21 protein-coding genes are annotated in these 22,245 nt (G+C 70.9%); 11 read left to right on the top strand and 10 right to left on the bottom strand.

The genetic code is table 11. From position 1 onward, the window contains the following. Positions 1-19: 19 nt before the first annotated feature. The 6 genes from ACU436_RS05530 to ACU436_RS05505 all read left to right on the top strand — a co-directional run bounded on the left by ACU436_RS05530 (position 20) and on the right by ACU436_RS05505 (position 7,614). Complete coding sequence (locus tag ACU436_RS05530; protein ID WP_459022254.1) at positions 20-1,171, top strand: NAD(P)/FAD-dependent oxidoreductase; 1,152 nt, start codon at positions 20-22, stop codon at positions 1,169-1,171. Positions 1,172-1,260: 89 nt separating this feature from the next. After that, a complete protein-coding gene (locus tag ACU436_RS05525; protein WP_459022252.1) occupies positions 1,261-2,649 on the top strand; it encodes an ABC transporter substrate-binding protein in 1,389 nt (462 codons plus the stop codon). Continuing rightward, complete coding sequence (locus ACU436_RS05520; RefSeq protein WP_459022250.1) at positions 2,649-3,602, top strand: carbohydrate ABC transporter permease; 954 nt, start codon at positions 2,649-2,651, stop codon at positions 3,600-3,602. The genes ACU436_RS05525 and ACU436_RS05520 overlap by 1 nt, the downstream gene beginning before the upstream one ends. A gap of 7 nt (positions 3,603-3,609) precedes the next feature. Next, positions 3,610-4,458 carry a carbohydrate ABC transporter permease gene (locus ACU436_RS05515; protein WP_459022248.1) on the top strand — a complete coding sequence of 283 codons (849 nt, stop codon included), beginning with the start codon at positions 3,610-3,612 and terminating at the stop codon, positions 4,456-4,458. A 66-nt stretch (positions 4,459-4,524) separates the two neighbouring features. Then, positions 4,525-6,801: a CaiB/BaiF CoA transferase family protein gene (locus tag ACU436_RS05510; protein ID WP_459022246.1), complete on the top strand. Its 2,277-nt coding sequence runs from the start codon at positions 4,525-4,527 to the stop codon at positions 6,799-6,801. A 12-nt stretch (positions 6,802-6,813) separates the two neighbouring features. Beyond that, positions 6,814-7,614 (top strand): enoyl-CoA hydratase/isomerase family protein, encoded by an 801-nt coding sequence (locus ACU436_RS05505; RefSeq protein WP_459022244.1) that lies wholly within the window; start codon positions 6,814-6,816, stop codon positions 7,612-7,614. Between the two features lie 12 nt (positions 7,615-7,626). On the opposite strand, the gene ACU436_RS05500 is transcribed toward ACU436_RS05505, so the two are convergent. Continuing rightward, the gene (locus tag ACU436_RS05500) at positions 7,627-8,400 is read right to left on the bottom strand and encodes a GntR family transcriptional regulator (protein WP_459022242.1); all 774 of its coding nucleotides are present in this window, start codon (positions 8,398-8,400) and stop codon (positions 7,627-7,629) included. A 130-nt stretch (positions 8,401-8,530) separates the two neighbouring features. Between ACU436_RS05500 and ACU436_RS05495 the strand changes: the two genes are divergently transcribed. From ACU436_RS05495 to ACU436_RS05485, 3 genes are read left to right on the top strand one after another with little or no spacing between them, the layout of a single operon-like run. After that, on the top strand, positions 8,531-9,778 hold the full coding sequence (locus tag ACU436_RS05495; protein ID WP_459022240.1) for an aconitase X: 1,248 nt from the start codon (positions 8,531-8,533) through the stop codon (positions 9,776-9,778). Next, entirely contained in the window at positions 9,775-10,194 is a 420-nt protein-coding gene (locus tag ACU436_RS05490; RefSeq protein WP_459022238.1) for an aconitase X swivel domain-containing protein, read from the top strand. The genes ACU436_RS05495 and ACU436_RS05490 overlap by 4 nt, the downstream gene beginning before the upstream one ends. Before the next feature lie 29 nt (positions 10,195-10,223). Continuing rightward, positions 10,224-11,591, top strand: coding sequence for an SLC13 family permease (locus tag ACU436_RS05485; RefSeq protein ID WP_459022236.1), 1,368 nt, complete (start codon positions 10,224-10,226; stop codon positions 11,589-11,591). Between the two features lie 22 nt (positions 11,592-11,613). On the opposite strand, the gene ACU436_RS05480 is transcribed toward ACU436_RS05485, so the two are convergent. The 7 genes from ACU436_RS05480 to ACU436_RS05450 all read right to left on the bottom strand — a co-directional run bounded on the left by ACU436_RS05480 (position 11,614) and on the right by ACU436_RS05450 (position 18,708). Beyond that, positions 11,614-12,918, bottom strand: a complete 1,305-nt coding sequence (locus ACU436_RS05480) for an MFS transporter (protein WP_459022234.1) — start codon at positions 12,916-12,918, stop codon at positions 11,614-11,616. 34 nt (positions 12,919-12,952) lie between these two features. Next, a complete protein-coding gene (locus ACU436_RS05475) occupies positions 12,953-13,696 on the bottom strand; it encodes an MBL fold metallo-hydrolase (RefSeq protein ID WP_459022232.1) in 744 nt (247 codons plus the stop codon). 4 nt (positions 13,697-13,700) lie between these two features. Continuing rightward, positions 13,701-14,048, bottom strand: a complete 348-nt coding sequence (locus tag ACU436_RS05470) for a YciI family protein (protein WP_459022230.1) — start codon at positions 14,046-14,048, stop codon at positions 13,701-13,703. A gap of 20 nt (positions 14,049-14,068) precedes the next feature. Beyond that, positions 14,069-15,250 carry an enolase C-terminal domain-like protein gene (locus tag ACU436_RS05465; RefSeq protein WP_459022228.1) on the bottom strand — a complete coding sequence of 394 codons (1,182 nt, stop codon included), beginning with the start codon at positions 15,248-15,250 and terminating at the stop codon, positions 14,069-14,071. Continuing rightward, positions 15,247-16,557 (bottom strand): MFS transporter, encoded by a 1,311-nt coding sequence (locus ACU436_RS05460; protein WP_459022226.1) that lies wholly within the window; start codon positions 16,555-16,557, stop codon positions 15,247-15,249. Before ACU436_RS05460 ends, ACU436_RS05465 begins: the two co-directional genes overlap by 4 nt. 32 nt (positions 16,558-16,589) lie before the next feature. Beyond that, entirely contained in the window at positions 16,590-17,615 is a 1,026-nt protein-coding gene (locus tag ACU436_RS05455) for a LacI family DNA-binding transcriptional regulator (protein WP_459022224.1), read from the bottom strand. Between the two features lie 79 nt (positions 17,616-17,694). Next, complete coding sequence (locus ACU436_RS05450) at positions 17,695-18,708, bottom strand: substrate-binding domain-containing protein (protein WP_459022222.1); 1,014 nt, start codon at positions 18,706-18,708, stop codon at positions 17,695-17,697. Positions 18,709-18,810: 102 nt separating this feature from the next. On the opposite strand from ACU436_RS05450, the gene ACU436_RS05445 reads away from it, so the two are divergent. Both ACU436_RS05445 and ACU436_RS05440 read left to right on the top strand, forming a co-directional pair. Further along, a complete protein-coding gene (locus ACU436_RS05445) occupies positions 18,811-19,689 on the top strand; it encodes a LysR family transcriptional regulator (RefSeq protein ID WP_459022220.1) in 879 nt (292 codons plus the stop codon). Between the two features lie 48 nt (positions 19,690-19,737). After that, entirely contained in the window at positions 19,738-20,391 is a 654-nt protein-coding gene (locus tag ACU436_RS05440; RefSeq protein ID WP_459022219.1) for a trimeric intracellular cation channel family protein, read from the top strand. 13 nt (positions 20,392-20,404) lie between these two features. Here ACU436_RS05440 and ACU436_RS05435 read toward each other — a convergent pair whose 3' ends face one another. Together ACU436_RS05435 and ACU436_RS05430 are read right to left on the bottom strand one after the other, a co-directional pair. Beyond that, positions 20,405-21,643, bottom strand: coding sequence for an NAD(P)/FAD-dependent oxidoreductase (locus ACU436_RS05435; protein ID WP_459022217.1), 1,239 nt, complete (start codon positions 21,641-21,643; stop codon positions 20,405-20,407). Next, complete coding sequence (locus ACU436_RS05430) at positions 21,640-21,915, bottom strand: DUF3040 domain-containing protein (RefSeq protein ID WP_459022215.1); 276 nt, start codon at positions 21,913-21,915, stop codon at positions 21,640-21,642. The genes ACU436_RS05435 and ACU436_RS05430 overlap by 4 nt, the downstream gene beginning before the upstream one ends. Positions 21,916-22,245 lie beyond the last annotated feature (330 nt).

The raw sequence follows: 22,245 nt of genomic DNA, 5'->3' as shown, positions 1-22,245 counted from the left end.
GTGGAGCATGCGGGTCATCGTGGTCGGCGCCGGCATTCTCGGCGCCAGCGTCGCGCGGTCGCTCGCCGGGGCCGGCGAAGATGTTCTCCTGCTGGACCGGTGGGGAGCGGGAACCGGAACGACCTCGACGACCTTCGGCTGGACGAACGCGAACCGCAAGCTCGACCCGGACTACCAGCGGCTCAACGTTGCCGGGATGGAGGAACACGCCACGCTGGCTCGGCACCTGGGCGGCGCTCGGTCGTACTTCCGCAGCGGGAGTGTGCATTGTGCGGACGCCGCGAGCGAGTCCTGGCTGGCCGGCAATGTGGAGCTGCTGCAGTCCCTCGACTATCCCGCGCGTTGGGTCGAGCCCGCGGAAGCGGCTCGGATCGCCGGAGACATCCGGATCCCGGATTCGACATCGGCGATCGCGCATTTCCCGGGTGAAGGGTACGTGTTCCCGGAGCGCTTGCTGCAGAGCTTGGTGGACGACGCCGAGCGGCACGGAGCGAAGATCCTGATCGGCGAGGTCGCGGCGATCGACGACGGGCCGCGCGGGGTGTCCGTCCGCCTGGCCGGTGGCGAGGTCCACACGGGCGATCGGGTCGTACTGGCCACGGGCCGATGGACGGATGCGCTCGCCGCGCGGGCTGGGCTCGACGTCCCGATGATGACCGATGTCGGTCGCGGATCCCCGATCATCGGGCTGCTGGGGTACGTGAGCTCTCCGGAGATCGACCTGCGCTGCGTCGTCCACACCCCGTTGCTCAACCTGCGGCCCGCGGCCGGTGGGCAGGCCGTGGTGCAGGCGCTCGACCTGAACACCGGCGTCGACCCGACGGATCCCCGATCCGTTTACGGCGAGCTCGGTGGCACCGTCCGCCGCCGGTTCTCCACCCTGCTGGCCGACCGGAGTCGCGTTCCCGAGATCGACCTGCGCATCGCGATCCGGTCCATGCCGGCGGATGGCCGGACGATCGCCGGTTATGCCGAGGCGGACTCGCGGGTCTACTGCCTCGTCACGCACAGCGGAATCACGCTGGGACCACTCCTGGGGCGGCTGGTCGCGACCGAGATCACCACCGATCAGGAGCACGACCTCCTCCGCGCCTTCCGTCCCACACGTTTCGCCGGGATGCGGCGATCCGAGATCACGATCGAGCGGCCCACGAGGCTGGGTGAGCAGTAACTGACAGCCGGCTCGCCGCGGAATTGGCGGTCGGCAATTTCTCTGGGTAGGAGAACCAAATGACAATGTTGTCAAGTCGGTTTGATCCCATGTGGCGGTCCGTTTCCGAGCGGCGGCCGAGCAGACGTGATTTCCTGCGCCTCGCCGCGGCCGGCGGCGTCGGGCTCGCCGCCGGTTCGTCCCTCCTGGCGTGCAGCCCGGGCGGCGGCGGCTCGGGTGCCGGCCAGTCCTTGCAGGAGGGTGAGTTCAAGTACCTCTCGGAGGACACGTCGGACATCGAGGTCGCGTGGTACAAGAAGGTCAGCGAGGCGTTCCAGGCGAAGTACACGCGGGTCAACGGCGAGCACCTCGGCACCGGTGAGGACTTCTACCAGAAGCTCCAGACGCTCTTCGCCTCCCGCAACCCTCCCGACCTGATCCCGCGGACCAGCCAGGCCCGCGCGTTGACGCTCCAGACGGAGGGTGTGCTGCAGCCGGTCGGGGACATCGTCGACCGGATCGGGCGCGACAAGTTCACGCAGGCCGGGCTGGATGCGTTCACCGACAAGGGCGAGCTGTACGGCGTCCCGATGATCGGCACGTCGACCGTCTTCTGGTACCGGACGGACCTCGCGCAGCAGGCCGGCCTGAGCGGGCCGACCACATGGGACGAGTTGCTCGCGTTCGCGAAGGCACTCACGGTCGACACCGACGGCGACGGCCGGATCGACCAGTGGGGCACCTCGGTGCCCTTCGGCCGCAACTCGATGACCAACCAGTGGTTCTTCTGCCTGCTCCGGCAGAACGGCGGCAACATCGTCGATCCCGACCTCGAGGTGGTGTTCGACTCGCCGAAGACGGTCGAGGCGCTCGAGTTCATGAGGGAGCTCGTCCAGTACTCGCCGCCCGGTGGCGGGAACTTCAGCTTCGCCGAGATGGTCAGCAACTTCATCACCGGCAAGTCGGCCTCCACCTACTACATGGGTCGGATCGTCCAGACCGTGGAGGACACGGCCCCGGAGCTCGCCGGGAAGTTCGACGCGTCGATGGCTCCCCGTGCGGCCGGTGCCGACCCGTTCTGGTACGGCGCGGTGTCCGGGGCGGTGGTCCCGGCCGAGGCGAAGCGTCGCGATCTCGCCGAGGTCTGGCTCGCGGACTTCGAGTTCAACTCGTTCTACCTCGACTGGCTCAACCTGCTACCCGGTCACAACCTGCCGCTCATGAAGGGGTTCGACACGCTTCCGGAATACACGCAGTATCCGGCCAGGGCGAAGTATCCGGCGATCATGGATACGCTCCAGCGGTCGCTCGAGGAGGGCTACGACTTCGTCAAGGAGTCGGCCGACCACAAGCTGAACCCGATGGGCGGAGAGCTGGCGTCGGGTTTCATCATCGCCGACATGATCCAGAGCGTTCTGCTCCAGAACGAGGACGCCCGGACGTCCGTGAAACGTGCAGCGGGTCAGATCTCGGAGGTCATGGAGCGAGGTGTGCGCTGATGGTCGCCTCGCTGGACCACGAAGCACCCCCACGGGGGATCCCGCCCGGGCCGGCGCCGAGGCGCCGCCTGAAGTTGAGCACCCGCAACACGCTGCTGGGAATCGTCATGATCCTCCCGGCGGTGATCACGATGATCGTGGTCGTCGCCTACCCGCTCGTCTTCGGCGTCAGCCTGGGCTTCTTCGACGTCCGGCTGCTGACCCTGGATCGGACGTTCGTCGGTCTCGAGAACTTCGTCGACGTCCTCACCGGCGATGCCCAGTTCGTGTCGTCGCTGTGGATCAACACGAAGTTCGCGGTGGCGACCGTGATCGTCCAGACCGTGGTCGGGATCGGCATGGCTCTCCTGCTGAACCGCGTGTTCTTCGGGAGGAGCGTGGCGCGGGGAATCGTGCTGTTCCCCTACCTCGTGCCCGTCATCGCCGCCACGACGGTGTGGCGGTGGATGATGGACGAGTCCAACGGCCTGCTCAACTACCTGATCATCACGCTGGGCATCAGCGACGAACCGATCGGCTGGCTGAGCACGCCGAACTGGGCGATGTTCAGCTTGATCCTGGTGGCGTCCTGGCGGCTGTTCCCGTTCGTGCTCATCGCGGTGCTCGGCCGGCTGCAGAACATCCCGCGGGAGCTGTACGAGGCCGCGTGGGTGGATGGCGCGAGTCGCTGGCAGACGTTCTGGCACATCACGTTGCCGCAGCTGCGGAGCGTGCTGATCGTGACGGTCTTCCTGCGCTTCATCTGGGACTTCAACGACTTCGACATCATCGCCCTGATGACGGGCGGTGGACCGGCCCGGAGCACCGAGACGCTCCCGTTCCTCATCTACTCCGAGCTGTTCAACGGGGCGAGCCCGGGCGTTGCCGCGGCCATCGCCGATCTCGTTCTCGTGATCCTCGCAGCGTTCTTCGCCCTCTACTTCTGGGTCGTCAAACCCAATCGGGACAGGTGAGGTCACGATGGCATTGCTGAAGATGCAACTGCACGGCGGTCGTACCCGGAAATACCTGAACACGATCCTCATCTGGCCGATCGTCCTGCTCATAGCATTCCCGCTCTACTGGATGCTCGTGTCGTCGGTGAAGACCGAGCGCGAGGTGCTGGCCCAGCCGCCGACCTTCTGGCCGGAGGACTTCACGCTCGAGAACTTCGATGCGCTGCGCGGGCTGAACTTCGGGACCTGGTTCCTCAACAGCGTCGTGGTGGCCGCCGCAACCGTCGGGGTGGTCCTGGTGCTGGCCACCCTCGCCAGCTACAGCCTCGTGCGGTGCAAGTACCCCGGGCGCAGCGTCGTGAGCGTCAGCATGCTGCTGGCCTACCTGTTCCCGCAGGTGCTGATGCTGGTTCCGCTGTTCCTCGTCATCAGCAGCCTGGGGTTGAACGACACCTACATGGCGTTGATCCTCGCGAACGTCACATTCTCCCTGCCGTTGGCGTTGTGGCTGCTTCGTTCGCAGTTCGAGGCGGTGCCGCGTGAGCTCGAGGAGGCCGCGGCGGTCGACGGTGCCTCGTGGCTGCTGACGTTCACCCGCATCTTCCTGCCGCAGGTCCTGCCGGGCATCCTGTCGACCGCGATCATCACGTTCATCCTGGCCTGGAACAACTACCTGTTCGCACTGGTGTTCGTCTCGTCGGCCGACCTCAAGACGCTCCCGGTGGGCATCGCCACCTACAGCAACGAGCTCAACACGCAGTGGGGCCCGCTGATGGCGAGCTGCGTCGCGGTCTCGGTTCCCGTCCTCGTCGTGATGACGCTCCTGCAGCGCCAGTTCATGCGCGGTGCCAGCAGCGGCGGGCTCAAGGGCTAGCGCCATGGCGTCGGAGCGGAAGTCGGAGGGAAGACGGACTGTGAGGACGGACTGTGAGGACCGCGAGTGCCTGACGATGTCTTGAGCGGTGTACGGGTCATGGAACTGGCGAGCGGGATCGCGGCGTCCTACTGCGGGCGGCTGCTGAGCGACCTCGGTGCGACGGTGGTCAAGCTCGTGCCGGTCCCGGAGGAGGACCGGCCCGACGGGATGCGGCTCTACCTGGACCGGGCCAAGGAGCTCGAGCCCGTCGATCTCGGGTCGCCGGAGGGGCGTCGGGAGTTCGGTGACGTCGTCGCGGGCGCGGACGTCCTGGTGGAGGACCTGCCACCCGGCCGCCTGCAGCAGCTGGGCCTCGGGCCGGATCAGCTGCGGGCCGCGGCGCCGCGGCTGCTCGTCGCCTCCGTCACGCCGTTCGGCCAGAACGGGCCCCGGGCCGGTTGGAAGGGGGACGAGTTCACCTCGTTCCACGGCTCCGGGTGGGCGTACAACTTCCCCTCCCACATCGTGCCGAGCCTCGACCACCAGCCGCTGAACGCGCCGAGCCGGGCGGCCGGCTTCCTCGCCGGCGAGGTGGTGGCGACGGCCGTCCTGGCCGGGTTGCTGTCCGCGCAGCGGTCCGGTGTCGGGGGCCACCTCGACCTGTCCCTGCAGGAAGCGCTCGCCGCGGACAACCAGTCCCGGTACAACGTGAGCGCGGTCGAGCGCGGCTCGGCGGGCCGGACCGTATCCGACACCCCGGGCACCGCGGTGGTGGCGCTCCTGCCGTGCCGGGACGGCTGGGTCGCGGTGTCGGCGCGTGAGAACCGGCAGTGGGAGCGCTGGACGGCGCTCATCGACGGACCGTGGGCCGGGGATCCTCGGTTGACCAGCCGGAAGGACCGGGAACGCGAGTGGGAATGGGTCTACCCGCTGATGGCCGAGCGGACCCGCCCATACCTCAAGGCCGACCTCGTCCGGCTGGCCCAGGAGGCCGGCGTTCCGTCACTGCCCCTCGGCACCGCGGCGGAGCTGCTGGAGTCACCCCAGTTCGCGGCGCGCGGCTTCTTCGTCGACTGCGAGCTGCCCGGCGGTTCGAGCATGCGGATACCCGGCCGGCCGTACCGGTGGACGCCGGGGGCGGCGCCCGCCGTGCCCCCGGAACGCGTGGCGCCCCGCGAGGCGCCCGATCCGGCCCGCCCGCTCGCGGGCGTACGGGTCGTGGACTTCAGCTGGGTGCTGAGCGGCCCGATCTGCACGAAGTACCTCGCGGCGCTCGGCGCAGACGTGATCAAGATCGAGACCCGGACGCGACCGGACCTCTCGACGCGCGACCCCTCATGGGAGGCGGCCAACCTCGGCAAGCGCAGCTTCACCGTCGACCTCAAGACGGAGGAGGGGCGGGGTCTCGTCCGGCAGCTGGTGGCGAAGAGCGACATCGTCGTCGAGAACTTCTCGACCGGTGTGATGGAACGGCTCGGGTTCGGCTATCCGGAGCTGAAGGCCCTGAACCCGGGGATCATCGTGGCGTCCTCGTCGTCGTTCGGACGCACGGGGCCGGATGCGTCGCAGGTCGCCTACGGAACGCTGATCCAGTGCTTCACCGGGTGGGCCGAGCTGTCGTCGTACCCCGGTGAGATGCCTCGGTCCCCCGGCGGTGTGTGGGCGGACCCGCTGCTCGGGGTCCTGGAGACCACACTCGTCCTCGCGGCACTCTGGCACCGGGAGCGGACCGGCGCCGGGTGCTACGTGGACGTCTCGCTCGCCGAGGCCACCCTGGCCGCGATGCCCGAGGCGATCCTGGCCTGGGAGCTGGAGCGCAGGCTGCTGGAACCGCGGGGCAACCGCGACCCGGCGCGCGCGCCGCAAGGCTGCTACCCGACGTCCGCGCCGGACGGCTGGGTCGCCCTCACCGTGCACGACGACGAGCAGTGGTGCGCCCTCACCCGGGTGATGGACCTGACCGAGCTCGCCGGTCTGGACCCGCTGCGGACGGCCGGGGGGCGCGCTGCCGAGCACGACCGGATCGACCAGGCGATCGCCGAATGGACGTCCCGGCGCACCCCTGCCGAGGTCGTCGATTCGCTGCAGGGGGCGGGCGTGCCCGCGGCGCAGACCGTGCGCCAGAACGAGCTCCGGGGGGACGAGCACCTCCGCGCCCGCCGGTTCTTCACCGAGGTTCCGGCGCTCTCCGGACAACCCCATCAGGTCCCGGCCCTCGCCTGGCTCCTCGACGGGCGCCGGCCGGTGCCGGCCGGTCCGCCACCGGAGCTCGGGTCCGCCAACGGCTACGTGCTGAACGAGGTCCTCGGCCTGGCGCCCGAAGCGTGCGCCGACCTGGTCGATCGCAGAGTCATCTACTGAGAGGGGCCACACGTGCAGACATCCGAGGAGACGGCGAGCGTGACCGTCGAGCGCGACGGCGCGGTCGTGCGGATCACCCTGAACCGCCCGAAGAAGCTCAACGCGATCGACTACGTGCTGGGAGCGGCGCTGTGCTCCGCGCTGGAAGCCTGCGAACAGGACCGGGACTGCCAGGTGATCGTGCTGGCCGGGGCGGGGCGGGCGTTCTGCGCCGGTGACGAGCTCGGCCGCGATGAGCACCCCGAGGAGGCGTGGTCCCGGGCCAACGGGCCGGTCGAGCACTACGCGGAGGGGCCCGGACGGTGGACGAGGGCGGTGCACCTCATGCGCAGGCTGCCCCAGCCGGTCGTCACGCGCATCCAGGGCTACGCGTACGGGGCCGGGTTCAACCTCGTGCTGGGCTCGGACTTCCGCGTCATGGCATCCGATGCCCTGCTCTGCACACCGTTCGTCAAGCGCGGGCTGGCGACCGGCACGAACCTGCTGCAGCAGTACGTCGGCATCGGCAAGGCGATCGAGATGACGATGCTGGCCGAGCCGGTCACGGCCGACGAGGCGCTCCGGCTCGGGTTGGTCCATCGCGTCGTCGAGCCGGACCAGCTGGACGCTCAGGTCGACGCCCTCGTCGAGCAGCTGGTCGAAGGGCCGCGCGCCGCCATGGCGGTCACGAAACGGACGGTCTACCGCTCCTGGCAGCTGGAACCGCGTGCCGCGTACTGGCAGCAGGGTGCCGCCGTGCTGCAGAGCAAGACCTTCGACGGGTACGACGAGGGCATCGCCGCGTTCCGGGCGAAGCGTTCGCCGAAGTTCTGACGCCGGTAGGCCTCAGGTCGCCGCGGGAGCGGAGCCCTCGGCCTCCGCCCGCATGACCAGTTCGGGGCCGGGACGGCTGAAGGAGTAGGAGAGCTGCTCGGACCCGTGGGCGCCCACGGTCAGGTGGAGCTCGAAGAGGTTCGGCAGGAGGTGGTAGCGGGCCCGCTCGACGGCCCGTTCGGAGTCGGCGTACGTGATCCGGGAGAGCGCGAGCAAGGGGCTTCCCGGTGTGGTCTCGAGCAGTTCGGCCTGGTCCGGTGTGGCGGCGACGCTGGACAGGGTGATGTCGCCGTGGGAGAGCCTGAGGCCGAGGTCCTGCTGGAGGACCTGGTACACCGGGTGTTCCTCGATCTGCGCCCGCGAGATCCGCTCTCCGACCCGGTCGGGCAGGGTGATGTCGACCATCGCCTGCGGTACGCCCTCAATGACGTAGAGGCGCCGGACGAGCAGGCCGGAGTCCGTGTCGAGCCCCTGCAACGCGGTGGGATCGTTCGTCCACTCGAAGCGGAGGATGCGCCCCTCCGGGTACTTGCCGATGCTGGCGAAGATGGACACGAACGGCCGGAGCTGATCCAGTGGGTGCGTCACGCGCTTCCGCGCGACGAACGTGCCCGCACCTTGGCGGCGCACGAGGAGTCCCTCGTCGACGAGGGCGGCGATGGCCCTCCGGACGGTTGTCCGGCTGACCTCGTACGTGGCGACGAGTTCCATCTCGGTGGGTATGCGGCTGTCCGAGTCCGACCGGGCGACCAGTCGTCGCAACTGGTCGGCCAGCTGCTCGTGCATGCTCTCCGAGCTGCTCCGATGCAGGAAGTCGCGAGATTGGTCCCCGGTCATCTTCTTCCGATCGCCTTGACTTGTATCCTATTGTAGTGTGATGTGTGGGTCCCATGGTATCTGTCGACCGGGAGGGACCATGCAACTGACGGCGGCCGAGCAGGACATCCTCGACGGCAGACGGGGGGATGCGCTGGCCGGGATCCTGCGGGAGCAGGTGAGCGTGGGGGAGTTCTTCGGCGCCGAGCGGTTCGTCGAGATCACCAACGCCCACTTCATGGGTGACCGGGAGGTCTTCGGTCAGGCCGGCACGAACTACCTGACCCGGCTCGCCGACGCCGGCGTGACGGTCCGGGTCCCGACCACGCGCAACGCGCAGTCGGTCGACTTCGAGCAGGCCCATCTGCTGGCCCAGTCGCCCGAGCTCGTCGAGGGCGAGAAGGAGACGCGGGTGCTCCTGCGCCGGCTCGGGATATCCACGGTGAACACCTGCGTCGGCTACCAGACCATCTACCAGCCGAGACTCGGAGAACGCGTCGCGTGGGGCGACACGGGCACCGTCGCCTACGCCAACTCGGTGCTGGGGGCGCGGACGAACTACGAGTCCGGCGCCGCGGGACTCGCGGCGGCGCTGACCGGCCGCACCCCGGAGTACGGCTTCCACCTCGACGAGAACCGCCGGGCGAACGTCCGGGTCCGGGTCACCGCGACCCTGGACGACTTCGCCGACTGGGGCGCCCTCGGTGGTCTGGTCGGCGAGCGTGCCCGCGGGTACTGGAACGTGCCCGCCATCGAGCTCGTCGACCGGCGGGGCCCGGTCTCCGACGAGCTCAAGCACTTCGGTGCCAGCCTGGCCAGCTTCGGCTCCATGGCGATGTACCACATCGTGGGCACCACCCCGGAGGCCCCGACCTTCGAGGCGGCCAACGGGGGCCGCGAACTGATCGACGAGTTCGAGGTCTCCCAGGCGGACATCGACGCGTTCATGGCCCGGGACATGCCCGACGGCGGACCGGTCGACCTGGTGGTGTTCACCGCGCCGCAGCTGTCCTTCTTCGAGACCAAGCGCATCGCCGACCGGCTGCAGGGCAACACGGTCTCCGACGCGGTCAAGCTGCTGATCACGACCAACAGCCTCACCTGCGAGGCGCTCCGCGAGCAGGGGCACCTGGAGGCGATCACCGCCGCCGGCGGCATCGTCCTGCGGGGGACCTGCTGGTACGTCATGGACCCGGCCGCCCAGCGCGAGCACTTCGGCTGGGCCAACCTCGTGACCAACTCGGCGAAGCTGGTCAACATCATCCGCGCCCACGGCTACACCCCGGCCCTCCGTCGCACGGACGAGTGCATCGACGCGGCTCTCACCGGAAAGGTGTCAGGACGATGACGGCCATCGCGCCGACGTACTTCGAGGTCGCGCAGGCCACCGGCGCCGACGTCGAGGCGGAGGCCGTCGTGAGCCCGGTCGCCTTCAGCGCCCGCTACGACCTCGACCGCACCACCGGCCTGATCTCCCGCAACGATCACCCCCTCAAGGGGCAGTCGATCCGCGACAAGATCTTCATCGCTCCCGGCGTCCAGGGCGGGGTCGCCGCGGGCTGGGCATTCCTGTCGATGCGCGGGCTCGGTGTGGGGCCCCGTGGCCTGATCTTCGGCGCCGTCAACCCGGTCATGGTCCAGGGCGCCGTCACCGCGGGCCTGCCGATCGTCGCAGGCATCGACCGGGACTTCTTCGAGACGGTCCGCACCGGCGATCTCGTGCGGATCTCCCCGGAGAACCACACCGTCGCCATCGTCCGCTGACGGACCCGGCGCCTTGGGAGGAGACGACGTTGTCCCCAGAACTGATCTCCATCTACGTCCTCGTCGCCATGTTCGTCATGGCGTCGTGGCTGCCGATCAACCTGGGCGTGCTGGCGCTGGCCGCCGCTTACCTCGTCGGCGGGCTGGTCGGGGGACTCAGCCCCGACGACATCTTCGGCGGGTTCCCGAGCAAGCTGTTCATCCTGCTGGTGGGCGTCACCTACCTGTTCGCGATCGCGCAGACCAACGGGACGGTCGAGTGGATGATCGACCGGGGCGTCGCGATGGTGCGCGGCCGGCTCGCCCTCATCCCGTGGCTGATGTTCGGGCTGACCGCACTGCTCGCCGCGATGGGTGCTCTCGCCGCCGCCGCGCTGGCCTGTGTGGCTCCGATCGCGCTGCGGTTCGCCGCCCGGCACTCGATCAACCCGCTGATGATGGGAATCATGATCTGCCTCGGCTCGGTGGGCGGCAGCTTCTCACCGATCAGCCCGTTCGGCGTGATCACCGATGGCGTCCTCGCGGAGTCCGACCTACCCCGATCGCCCGGTCTGCTGTTCGTCAACAACCTCGCGTTCAGCGCGGCCGTGGCCGTCGTCGTGTTCCTGGTGCTCGGCGGCATCGGACTGTGGAGGCGCGGCAAGGTGGAACCCGCGCCCGCTGCACCGACCGAGCTGGGTTCCGACCGCGGCGAGCACGACGGATCGCTCCCCGGCCCGGGCTCCGGATCTGCAGGTCCCGGGCCGGCCGCAGCCATGGCCGCCACCGCGACCCGCGTCGCGGGCCGCGCCCCGGCCACGCGCATCGACCGGCGACAGGTGCTGACGCTGACCGGGATCGTCGCGCTGGTCATCGGTGCTCTCGTGTTCGGCCTCGACGTCGGGTTGCTCGCCATCGTCATCAGCGTTCCGCTCGCCCTGTTCGCGACCGACCGCGCGGCCGAGGCGGTTCAGAAGGTGCCGTGGTCGGTCGTGCTGCTGATCGGTGGGATGCTGACCTACGTCGGAGTGCTCGAGCACATCGGCACGCTCGACTACGTGGGGAATCTGATCAACGGAAGCGGCAGCCCGCTGATCGCCGCGTTGGCGCTGTGCTTCGTGGGCGCCCTGATCTCGGCGTTCGCGGCGACCGCCGGCGTCTTGGCGGCGACCATCCCGCTGGCGGTCCCGGTGCTGATGACCCACAACCTGTCGGTGATCGGCACCGTGACCGCGCTGACGATCGCGTCGACCTTGGTGGACAGCAGCCCGATGTCGACCAACGGTGCGCTGCTGCTGGCCAACCAGCAGACCCTGCCCGAGCGGGTGTTCTTCCGCCGGCTGCTGGTCTGGGCCGTGCTCACGGTCGTCGCCGGCCCGCCACTGGTCTGGCTGATCTTCGTCGTGCCCGGCGGGTAGGCCCGGCCGCGTCGGGCGGCGCTCAGGCCGTCGCCACGGTCTTCTCGGTCTCGGGGTCGGCCCGGCCGATGGGGGTGCGGGTCATGGTCAGCGCGATCGTCGTGCCCAGCAGCAGGAACACCCCGGCGACGACGAACGCCGCCGTGTAGCTGCCGGTGGCCTGCACGACGTAACCGGTGACGATCGGGGCGGCGATGCCGAAGACGTTGCCGCCGACCACCGCGATGCTGTTGGCGCGCCCGGCGAGCCACGGCGAGCGCAGCAGGTCGGCCAGCAGCGCGAGGTTCATCGACACGGCGCTGGACACGCACGTCAGCGAGATGCTGATGAGCACCAGGACGACCGCGATCGAGCCGACGAACGGCGTGAGCAGCACGACGGACGAGACGAGCAGGAAGCCCGCCACGACGAGCCGGCGGCGGCCCGTCGCGCGGCCGTGGGTGCTGAGCACCCGGTCGACGATCACGCCGATCGCGATGCCGAGCACCATCGCCACGACGTAGGGGATGGCGGTGAACGCGCCCGAGCGGAGCACCGACAGCCCACGCGCCTGCTCCAGGTAGCCCGGGAGCCAGGTGAGGAACAGGTACTGCGTGTACACCGCCGCGGCCTGCACCAGCGCCACACCCCACATGCTGCGATGGCGCAGCAGTTCCAGCACGCCGGCGCGGGAACCGGTGGTGGTCTCGGCGGTGGTCTCCTGGGCGAGGCCGCGCTCGCGCAGGATCGTCGCGCGCTCCTCCGCGCTGAGCCACTTCGCCTCGGCGGGGTCGCGGAACCAGATCAGCCACGCCACCAGCCACAGGAAGCCGATGGCGCCGAGCACGACGAACGCGGGGCGCCAGCCGTAGGCCGTGACCAGCGCCGCCGCGAGGAGCGAGCCGAGCGCCGGGCCCGCGTAGGCGCCGGAGTTGTAGGTGGCGACCACGCGGCCGCGCTCGGACGCGGGCGCCCACTCCTGCACCACGCGCCCGCAGGCCGGGTACGTCGTCGACTCGCCGACGCCCATCAGCAGCCGGGCGCCGACGAGCGCGCCGAAGCCGCGGACGAGACCGGCGAGCACGGTCGCGGCCGACCAGACGGCGATGCTGATCGCGTTGGTCCACCGCGTGCCGATGCGGTCGGTGAGGACACCGGCCGGGATCAGGCAGATCAGGTACGTCCACAGGAACGTGGACAGCAGCACGCCCATCTGCCCTGGCGTGAGCCCGAACTCCTGGGAGATCGGGGTGGCCGCGACCGACAGCGCGGAGCGGTCCATGTAGTTGATCGCGACGAGCAGGAACAGGAGGGTGTAGACCCACCACCTGCGCCGGGGGGTGCGCATACCGGGAACCTCTTCGTCTCGCGTGGCGGGCGGGTCAGGAGCCGAGGTCGACCGTGGTGGTCGGTTCGGCGCGGCCGGGGAGCCAGGCCCGGATGCCGGCGGACAGCCGGGAGTGCGCGACGACCTCGCCGCTGCGCAGGGACAGCAGCCGGTCGTGGCCGGGTACGAGCACGAGCCCGGGGTCGGCGGCGAGCAGGTCGCGGACCTTCGCGATGCTGTGCCGGCTCTCCGCGGCGTCGAGCGTCATGTCGGCGTCGCCGGTGCGCAGCTCGTGCTCGTTCTTCACGGCGTCGCCTGCGAACAGCACGGCGCCGTCGGTGGTGGCGACGCGGTAGGCGAAGTGGCCCGGGGTGTGGCCGGGGGTCGCGATCGCGTGGACGTCGGGGAGCGGTTCGCCGCCGTCCTCGGCGCGCAGCACGTGCTCGGCCCGCGCGAGCTCCTCGACGTGGTACTCGGGGAGCTCCCACGTGCCGATGGGCTGCGCGGCGGCCCACTCCAGGTCCGGCCGCGGGACGACGACCTGCGCGTTCGGGAACAGCGGGAAGTTGCAGATGTGGTCCCAGTGGCAGTGCGTCAGCACCACGGCGGTGACGTCGGAACGCGCGATGCCGCGCTCCTCCAGCTGCGCGAGCAGCGGGGCGCGGTAGCCGTAGCCGCCGGTGTCGACGAGGACCGTGCGCCCCTCGCCCTGCAGCAGCGCGACGGTGCTCCAGCCGAGACCGCCGTGGCAGGTACTGCGCCCCGGGAAGCCCTGGAACAGGATGGACAGCTCGTACACCTGGCTACCTCCTCGTGGTTTCGTGCGGGTCGCGCGCCGGGACGGACACGGCGACGCCGTGCGCGGCGAGCGTCTGCAGGACCGCCGGGGCACCGGCGGTCGGGAGCACCTCGAGCACCTCGTAGGTCACGAGGCCGGCGGTGCTGAACGGGTCGTCCGCGGCGATGCGCTCCAGCTCCCGCCGGTCGCAGTCCGCGGCGAGGATGAAGCCGCCCTCGCGGGGCACCTGCCGCCCGGCGACCAGGAACCGGCCCGCCGTGACGTGGCCGTCGATCCAGTCGCGGTGCTCGTCGAGCAGGGCGTCGACCTCCTCGATGGGGGCTCGGTAGGTGGGGAGCAGGACGAACACCATGTGCCTTTCGGGTGGGGGTCTCACCAGCGCGGCAGGACGACCGGACCGTCCGGTGCGTCCCAGGACAGGAAGCCGGTCTCCTGCCAGCTCGCGTGGAGCCGGTCGAGCGCGTCCGGGTCGACGTCGACGCCCAGGCCGGGACCGCTCGGGACCGTCATCCGGCCGTCGCGGATCGGGAGCGGCTCGGCCACGTCGGCGCGGAGGTAGGGGTAGTGGCTGTCCGATGCGTAGGGCAGGTTCGGGATGCACGCGGCCATCTGCAGCTGCGCGGCCTGCGAGATCGCGGTCTCCATGCTGCTGTGCACGCCGACGTCGCGGCCCAGCAGCTCGGCCATGCGCCCCGCGGTGAGCGCCGCGCGGAATCCGCCGTACCAGTTGAGGTCGATGAGCGGCACGTCGATGGCGCCGAAGGCCTGGTCGAGCGCCATCGTCTCCAGCGAGGCGACGGCCTGGTTGCTCGCCAGCGCCACGCCAGGGGCGAGCTCGCGGATCCGGGCGTTCTTCGCGAGGGTCGCCGCCGGGTCCTCCACGTACTCGACGCCGACCTCGCGGGCCGCCGCGAGCACCCGGACGCTCGTGCCGACTCCCCACGCCCCGTTCGGGTCGAGGCGCAGGCGGTGGTTGGGAAACTCCGTGCGCAGCCGGCGCACGATCGCGATCTCGCGGTCGGGGTCGAGTACGCCGCACTTGTACTTGAGGGTGCGGAACCCGCACCGGGCGACAGCATCGTGCGCGGAGGCCAGCAGGGCGTCCGCCGCCTCCTCGTCCGGCACGCCGCCCAGGTGGTAGAGGTAGCCGGCGATCTCGACGTCGTCGCGGACGGCGCCGCCGAGCAGGTCGGTCACCGGCCGTCCGGTGGCCCTCCCGACCAGGTCGAGGCAGGCCATCTCGATCGCCGAGTAGCCCTGCACCGCGACCGTTCCGGAGAACAGCTCGACCAGCCCCTGAGGGGCGATGCGCCACCGCAGCGGTTCGAGCCGGTACGGGTCGGTGCCGACGAGCTCGGGGGCGAGGTCGCAGAGCAGGGTGTGGCGGAGCCGGTCGCCGCGGCACTCGCCGTACCCGACCGTCCCGTCGGCGGAGGTCAGCTCCACCACGATCCGTTGGAACGCCCGCACCTGTCCCTGCGTGTACCGCAGCGGCCCGTCGATCGGGAGTGTCAGTGGCAGCACGCGGACCCGGTCGATCCGCAGCCCGGTCATGCGACCACCGCGCTGCTCGGTGTCCCGGAGCGGGCCGCGACGGAGCTGTCACGTTCCCGGATGAAGATCGTCAGCACGGCGGCGATCGCGAGGCTCGCGACCAGCACGTAGATGCCGGCGGTGAACGAACCGGTGACGCTCTGGACGTAGCCCATGACGTACGGGCCGATGAAGCTGCCGATGTTGCCGATCAGGGAGATCATGCCGATCGCCGCGCCGACCAGGCGGGCCGGCAGCACCTCCATCGGGATCGACCAGAACGGGGCGTGCATGGCGAACAGGAAGAACCCTGAGATCACGAGGAACGCCAGCGCGGCGACGGTGTTGCCGCTGAGCAGCGTGGCGACCAGCAGGAACAGCGCGAAGCAGCCGAGGTCGACGCCGACGAACAGCTTGCGCCGCTGCGTGCGGTCGGCGAACCGGCCGACGAGCAGCAGGCCGATCAGCGCGGCGACGTAGGGGAGTGCGGACAGGAACCCGGTGCCCGCGACGCCCGCCGAGGACACCTGCTTCATGATCGCGGGCACCCACGTGAAGAAGCCGACGGCACCGAGCAGCCAGAACAGGTACACCGCCGACAGCAGCAGGACCTGCGGGTGCAGGATCGCCTGCCGGTATCCGGTAACCTTCACCCGCTCCCCGGCCCCGGCCTGGCCGGAGAGGATGTGGTCGCGCTCGGCGGCCGGGAGCCACGGTGCCGTCTGCGGCTTCGCCGCGCTCACGGCGAGCACGACCAGGGCGAACAGGATCGCCGGGATGCCCTCGATGATGAACAGCCACCGCCAGTCGGTCGCCTCCAGGACGAGGCCGGACACCGGTCCCATGATCACGAAGGAGGCCGGGAGGCAGACGAGCCAGATCGAGTTGGCAGTCGAGCGCTCGCGGTCGGTGAACCAGCGGGCGAGCATCACGAGGATCGCGGGCCACACGGCGCCCTCGGCGAGCCCGAGGAGGAAGCGCAGCACGAGCAGCTGCCCGAGGTTCTGCGCGAGCCCGGTGGCGGTGGCGAGCACCCCCCAGGCGATCGCGAGGGTCACGACCAGCTTCTTCACGTCGAACCGCTCGGCGAGGATGCCGCCGGGGATCTGCAGTACGAGGTAGCCGACGTAGAACAGGCCACCGGCGAGGCCGGCCTCGGCGTTGCCGATGCCCAGCTCCTCGTTCATCCCGCCGATCACGGCGAAGCCGATGTTGTTCCGGTCGATGAAGTTGATCAGGTAGAGGAACAGCAGCGGGACCAGGATCCGGGTCCAGCGCTTGCCGGTGATGCGCGCGGCGGCGTCGGCGAACGCCGGCGTCTGTGACATGGGGTCACCTCTTCGTCGAGGGAGGGGAGCCGTCAGCGCGAGTGCGGTGGCGCGACCGACTCGCGGTGGAGGAGCGTGCTGGGCACGACGTGCAGGCCGGCGGTGACCGGCGTGCCGTCGAGGAGGTCGAGGACCAGCCGGGCGGCGAGCTCGCCCATGGCCTCGACGGGCTGGCGCACGACGGTGATCGGCGGCGGGTAGAACGACATCCAGGGCGCGTCGGTGAACCCGACGACCGAGACGTCCCCCGGGCAGCGCAGGCCCTCGTCGCGCAGGCCGGTGAGGATGCCCTCCGTGACGGGGGCGTTGAAGCCGATCGCCGCGGTGAGGCCGGCGTCGGCCTGCAGGGCGCGCCGGATCGCGGCGCGGGCCCCCGGCCCGGTCTGGTCGGTGTGCAGGACGATCGGCTCGGCGCCGACGGCCCGCACCGCGTCGCGGTAGCCGGCCTCGCGGCGGACGGTCGTGGAGGCGTTGCGCGGGCCGAGGACCGCCGCTATCCGCTGGTGGCCCGCATCGAGCAGGGCGCGGGTCGCCTCGCCCATCGCCTCGGGTTCGTTCGTGACGACCGAGGGTGTGGCGAGGTCGGGCATCGTGCGGCTGACCAGCACCGCGGCCCCGAAGCCTGCGAGGTCGTCCGTGGTGAGCGTGCTGTGCACGGCGGGGGCGACCAGCAGTCCGCTGGGCCGGTACGAGCCCACGAGGTCCAGCTGCCTGCGCTCGGTCGCGGGGTCGTCGTCGGAGTTGAGCAGCATCAGCGTGAGGCCGCGCTCGCGGAACACGGCCTCGACCGACTTGTGCAGGCTCGCGTAGAAGGGGTTGGTGATGTCGGTGATCAGTAGACCGACCATCGGGGTGCGGGCGGCTCGGAGGCCGCGCCCGACGGCGTTGGGCCGGTAGCCCACCGCGGCCACGGACGCGAGGACCCGGGCCCGGGTCTCCTCGCTGACGTACCCCGTGCCACGCAGGACCCGTGACACGGTCTGGGCGCTGACCCCGGCGTGCACCGCGACCGTCTTGACGGTCGCGGCGGGCTCGCGCCAACCGGTTAACGTTGCCACAAGTTAACGTTGACATACGGCTGCGCGGGAGCGCAAGTGTGACGCCGGGCAACCGGACCGGGAGGTGCGCCGGCCCGGGTCACGTGTCCAGCAGGTCGGCGGCGAAGATCTCCTCGACGGTCCAGCGACGGCTCGACAGGCCCTGCTCGTGGTGGTAGCGGAGAAAGGTGTCGAGGGTGGAGCGGTTGGCGGCGATCCCGTAGGGCCACCAGTCGTCCCCGAGCAGCTGCACGTCCTCCTCGAACAGCGCGTTGGTCCACGGCAGCATGTGCTGGACGTGGAACAAGCGGCGATCGTTGCGGTACTGCGCGGCCGCGGCGTCCTTCGCGTCCGCGAACGCGCGGAAGACGCTGCGCGCCAGGCCGGGGTGCGCGGTCAGCAGGTTCCGGCGGGCGACGACGGTGTGCATGATCGGGAAGATCCCGGTGCGCCGGAAGTAGTCGCGCTCGACCGACCGGTGGTCGGGGAACAGCCGTGCGACGTGGGGCGACCCGTCGAGGTAGCACTGCGGGACGTTCGCGGTGAACAGCGCCTCGATCTCGCCCGACTCGAGCATCGCGCCCAGCGTCCTGCCCTCGGGGGCGGTCGTGACCTCGACCTCGGCCGGATGCGGGTGCGGGATGAAGTCGAACGGCGGCGCCGGGTGCTCCAGCCCGCCGATGACCCACCGGTTCCGCTCGGGCCGGAACCCGTGCTCGTCCATCAGGATGCCCTTGACCCACACCCCGGGGTCCTGCCCGTAGACGCCGAACTCGCCGATCGTCCTGCCGACGAGGTCCTCCGGCCCGCGGATCCCGCTGGCGGTGTTCACGAAGACGCACGAGTGCCGGAAGACGCGGTTGGGGAAGGCGGGGATCGCGACGAGGGGCTCACCGAGCTCGAGGGTGCGCAGCAGGAAGGTGAGGCCGAGCTCCGAGACGTCGAGATCGTCGTCTCGACCACGGGGGCGCAGCATGCGTTCGAAGATCTCCGGCACCGTCGCCGCGGTCGACACCTGCGTGCTGCGCACCCCGTCGACGGTGACCGTGCCGTCGAGCAATGCGCGCGTGGTGTCGTACGCGAAGGCCCCGACGCGCAGATCGAAGTCGCTCATGTCGTGTTCCTCTCCTCGACGATGCCTCGATGCTCGGCCCCGTGCCGCGGTCCGGTCCAAGACCGCTCCGGTCCGCGCATACCGGCTGGGTATCGTCGCGGCGTGGACCTGCGGGCGCTGCGCTACTTCGTGGCCGTCGCCGAGGAGCGCAACATCGGTCGCGCGGCGGCACGTCTGGCGATGACCCAGCCGCCGCTCAGCCGGGCGATGCGGCTGCTGGAGGCCGACCTGGGCGTCAGCCTGCTCGACCGGACGGCCAGCGGCGTCACGCTGACCGGTGCGGGCGAGACCCTCTACGACGAAGCCCGCACGCTGCTCGGACGGGCCGACCGGCTCCGCGTGCGGGTCGCGGGCGCGGCGGGGCCCGCCTCGCTGGCGATCGGCACGCTGGCCGACACCGCCGAGCTCCTCGCCGGCAGGCTGGCCGCTCCGTTCCGCCGGCTGCACCCGCACGTGGAGGTGTCCGTCCACGAGGCGGATCTCGGCGATCCCACCGCCGGGCTGCGGACCGGGCTGGTCGACGTCGCCCTCACCCGCGAACCGTTCGACGCCACGGGGGTGAGCACGCACGTCCTGTCGTCCGAGCCGGTCGGGGTGGTCGTCCACGAGGACGACCCGATCGCCGGGCGCACCTCGGTGTCGGTGGCCGGCCTCGCCGACCGCCGCTGGGTGCGCCTGCCGGATGGTGCCGACCCCGTCTGGACCGCGTACTGGACCGGCGGCCCACCCGGCGACGGTGCCGGTGTGGCGCACACGATCCAGGAGTGCCTGCAGGCGGCGCTGTGGAACGGCACGCTGGCGCTCGCTCCGCTCGAGCAGGTGCTGCCGCCGGGGCTCGTGACCGTCCCCGTCGACGACCGACCGCGGAGCCGGCTCGTCCTCGCGTGGCGCAGCACCGCGACCACACCGCTCGTCCGCTCGTTCGTCACGACGGCCGCGGACGTCTTCCGGCGGCGTGGGGGCCGGGATGCGCCGGCGTGAACGTCCGGCCGGCGGGTCGTCGTCGGCGCCGCGGGTGGCGGTGCAGGCATGACGACCGATCCGCCGCTGCTCGTCGTGCTGGACCTGGTCGGCACGTTCGCGTTCGGGCTGAACGGCGCGTTGACCGCGGTCCGCGCGACCCGCCTCGACATCGTCGGGGTGGTCACCCTCGGGGTGATCACCGCGATGGGTGGCGGGATCATCCGGGACGTGCTGATCGGGGATGTGCCGCCGGCCACGTTCCGCGACTGGCGCTATCTCGCGTTGGCCGTGGGTGGCGGGCTCGCGGCGTTCGCGATGAGCCAGTGGCTGAAGCGGCTGGAGATGCCGATCAACGTGTTGGACGCGATCGGGTTGAGCGTGTTCGCCGTGATCGGCGCGAGCAAGGCGCTGGAGTTCGGGCTCGGGATCGGTCCGGCGATCATCCTGGGCACCGTCACCGGGGTGGGCGGCGGGACGATCCGCGACACGCTCGTCGGGCAGGTCCCGGTGGTGCTGCGCAGCGAGCTCTACGCGATCCCGGCCCTGATCGCCGCGGCCATGACCGTCGCCGCCGTCCGGATGGACGTCTACGGCCTGCCGGCCGCGTTGGCGGCGGCCGCGGTCTGCTTCGCGATCCGGATGCTCGGCGTGCGCTTCGGGCTCAACGCGCCGGGCCCGCCCGGTGCGCTCGGAGACCGCGGATCCCCGGATGCGCGGTGAGCAGGCGGGCGGGTCAGCGCATCGGGTTGGTGGCGATCAGCTCCGGCGGGGTCCGTCCGGTGAGCACCGTCTCGGCGATCAGCTGCCCGGTGCGTGGTCCGAGAACGATGCCCCACATGCCGTGCCCCCCTGCGGCGAACACGCGGGCGGACGTGGTCGGGCCGATCAGCGGTAGGCCGTCGGGCGTGCAGGGGCGGGAGCCGACCCATTCGTCGCGGCGGTCGTCGAGGTCGAGGTCGCGCAGGAACGGGGCGACGGCGTCGACGACGGCGCGGATGCGGCGCGGGTCGAGCGGCTCTTCCGGGTGCCGGAACTCCATCATCCCGGCTACCCGCAGCCGACCGTCGAGCGGTGTGCACGCCACCCGCTGGGTGGGCAGGTAGACCGGCCCGGAGGGCAGGTGCGGTGAGGTCGCGCTGAAGCTGTAGCCGCGGCCCGCCTGGACGGGGCGCCGCACGCCGAATCGCCGCGTGAGCCGGTTCAGTTCCGCACCCGTCGCCACCACGACGGCGTCGAAGCGGTGTACGCCCTCGTCGGTGTCCAGGGTCACGGCGCCGCCGTAGTCGATGATGTCGCGAACCGCCAGCCCGGTACGGAGGACGGCCCCGCGCTGCTGCACGGCGGCCCCGAGGGCTCCGACGAACCGCGGAGGATCGATGAACCGCTGCCCGTACAGCTGCAACGCCGCCCCCACCTCCGCGGTGAGCGCGGGTTCGCGCCGTCGGGCCTCGGCGCCGTCGAGCACCTCGACGTCCACCTTCTGGCCGATCGACTCCATCTCCGTGAGCTCGGCCAGGAGGGCGCGCCGATCGGTGTCGGTCCGGAAGCACGCGAGGAAGGGCTCGGCGGACCGGGTCGGTGCCGACACCCCGCCCGCTTCGAGCGCGTCGAAGGCGTCGAGGGCACGCTCGTTGAACGCGAGGTATGCGCCCATCGCTCGCCGCCAGCGCGCGCTGGTGCAGTGCCGGGCGAACCCCGCGAGGAAGCGCCACAGCCCCGGATCGGCGCGGAGCGGCACGTAGACGGGAGATGCCGGGCTGAGGACGGCGCGCAGCCCGTACCGCAGCACGGCGGGTTCGGGAAGCGGTGTGGTGAGGGCCGGGGCGAGCCATCCGGCATTGCCCCACGATGCGCCCGCCGCGACCCCGTCCCGGTCGAACACGGTCACCCCGGCGCCCCGCTCCTGCAGGAACCACGCGGCGGCCAGCCCGACCATGCCGGCACCGACGACCGCGACCTGCTGGGTCCTCACCGGTCGGTCCCCTTCCCGCCGCGGGCGCTCATGATCCATGCGACACCGGCCGCGATGGCGCCGATGATCACAGCTGTGGTGAGCTGTCCCGTCAGCAGCAGGACGATGACGACGAGCAGCACCACCGGAACGACCACCGCAGGTTCCACGCCGGCGCTCGGCGTGTTCAGGTGCTTCTGCCCCTCGCGCAGGACGTCGGCGAATGCGGGGTCCTCGGCCGCCGTCCGGCGCTCGACGTCCCCGAGTGCCCGCCGCTCCCGGTCATCGAGCACCGGGCTCACCTGCCCGCGGCGACGGAACCGCAACGGTGGTCACGACTGCATCCCCTCCTCGTCCGAGCCCCACTGTCCCGTCGGCGCCCGGGCCCGGAAGGGGTGGTGATGGGCAATGTTCGACCTTGCGACATTGCCCGCTATCGGCAACAACCAGATCGCGGTGCGGTCGGGACCCCCGGTCGAGGGCCCTTCGATTCGTCCGAAGGGAGGGTCATCTGCCGATGCTCGGCAGCCGAAGAGGCTGTCACGTTGCACTCGGGCGCGGCGCCGTCGTAGAGTCGATGGCGAGCACGGTCCGTGTCGGGGCCGTGCTTCTGTGCATCCGGT

It is taken from the genome of Pseudonocardia wallangbongensis (assembly GCF_054486945.1).
Note: the sequence above shows the minus strand (reverse complement) of the source record. Positions and strands in the feature narration are given on the sequence as shown.

Coding starts and splice junctions, on each gene's coding strand:
- ACU436_RS05525 (WP_459022252.1), top strand. CDS start 1,261: ATGTGGCGGTCCGTTTCCGAGCGGCGGCCGAGCAGACGTGATTTCCTG.
- ACU436_RS05520 (WP_459022250.1), top strand. CDS start 2,649: ATGGTCGCCTCGCTGGACCACGAAGCACCCCCACGGGGGATCCCGCCC.
- ACU436_RS05515 (WP_459022248.1), top strand. CDS start 3,610: ATGGCATTGCTGAAGATGCAACTGCACGGCGGTCGTACCCGGAAATAC.
- ACU436_RS05500 (WP_459022242.1), bottom strand. CDS start 8,400: ATGCACGAGCAGCTGGCCGACCAGTTGCGACGACTGGTCGCCCGGTCG.
- ACU436_RS05495 (WP_459022240.1), top strand. CDS start 8,531: ATGCAACTGACGGCGGCCGAGCAGGACATCCTCGACGGCAGACGGGGG.
- ACU436_RS05490 (WP_459022238.1), top strand. CDS start 9,775: ATGACGGCCATCGCGCCGACGTACTTCGAGGTCGCGCAGGCCACCGGC.
- ACU436_RS05480 (WP_459022234.1), bottom strand. CDS start 12,918: ATGCGCACCCCCCGGCGCAGGTGGTGGGTCTACACCCTCCTGTTCCTG.
- ACU436_RS05470 (WP_459022230.1), bottom strand. CDS start 14,048: ATGGTGTTCGTCCTGCTCCCCACCTACCGAGCCCCCATCGAGGAGGTC.
- ACU436_RS05465 (WP_459022228.1), bottom strand. CDS start 15,250: ATGACCGGGCTGCGGATCGACCGGGTCCGCGTGCTGCCACTGACACTC.
- ACU436_RS05460 (WP_459022226.1), bottom strand. CDS start 16,557: ATGTCACAGACGCCGGCGTTCGCCGACGCCGCCGCGCGCATCACCGGC.
- ACU436_RS05450 (WP_459022222.1), bottom strand. CDS start 18,708: ATGAGCGACTTCGATCTGCGCGTCGGGGCCTTCGCGTACGACACCACG.
- ACU436_RS05440 (WP_459022219.1), top strand. CDS start 19,738: ATGACGACCGATCCGCCGCTGCTCGTCGTGCTGGACCTGGTCGGCACG.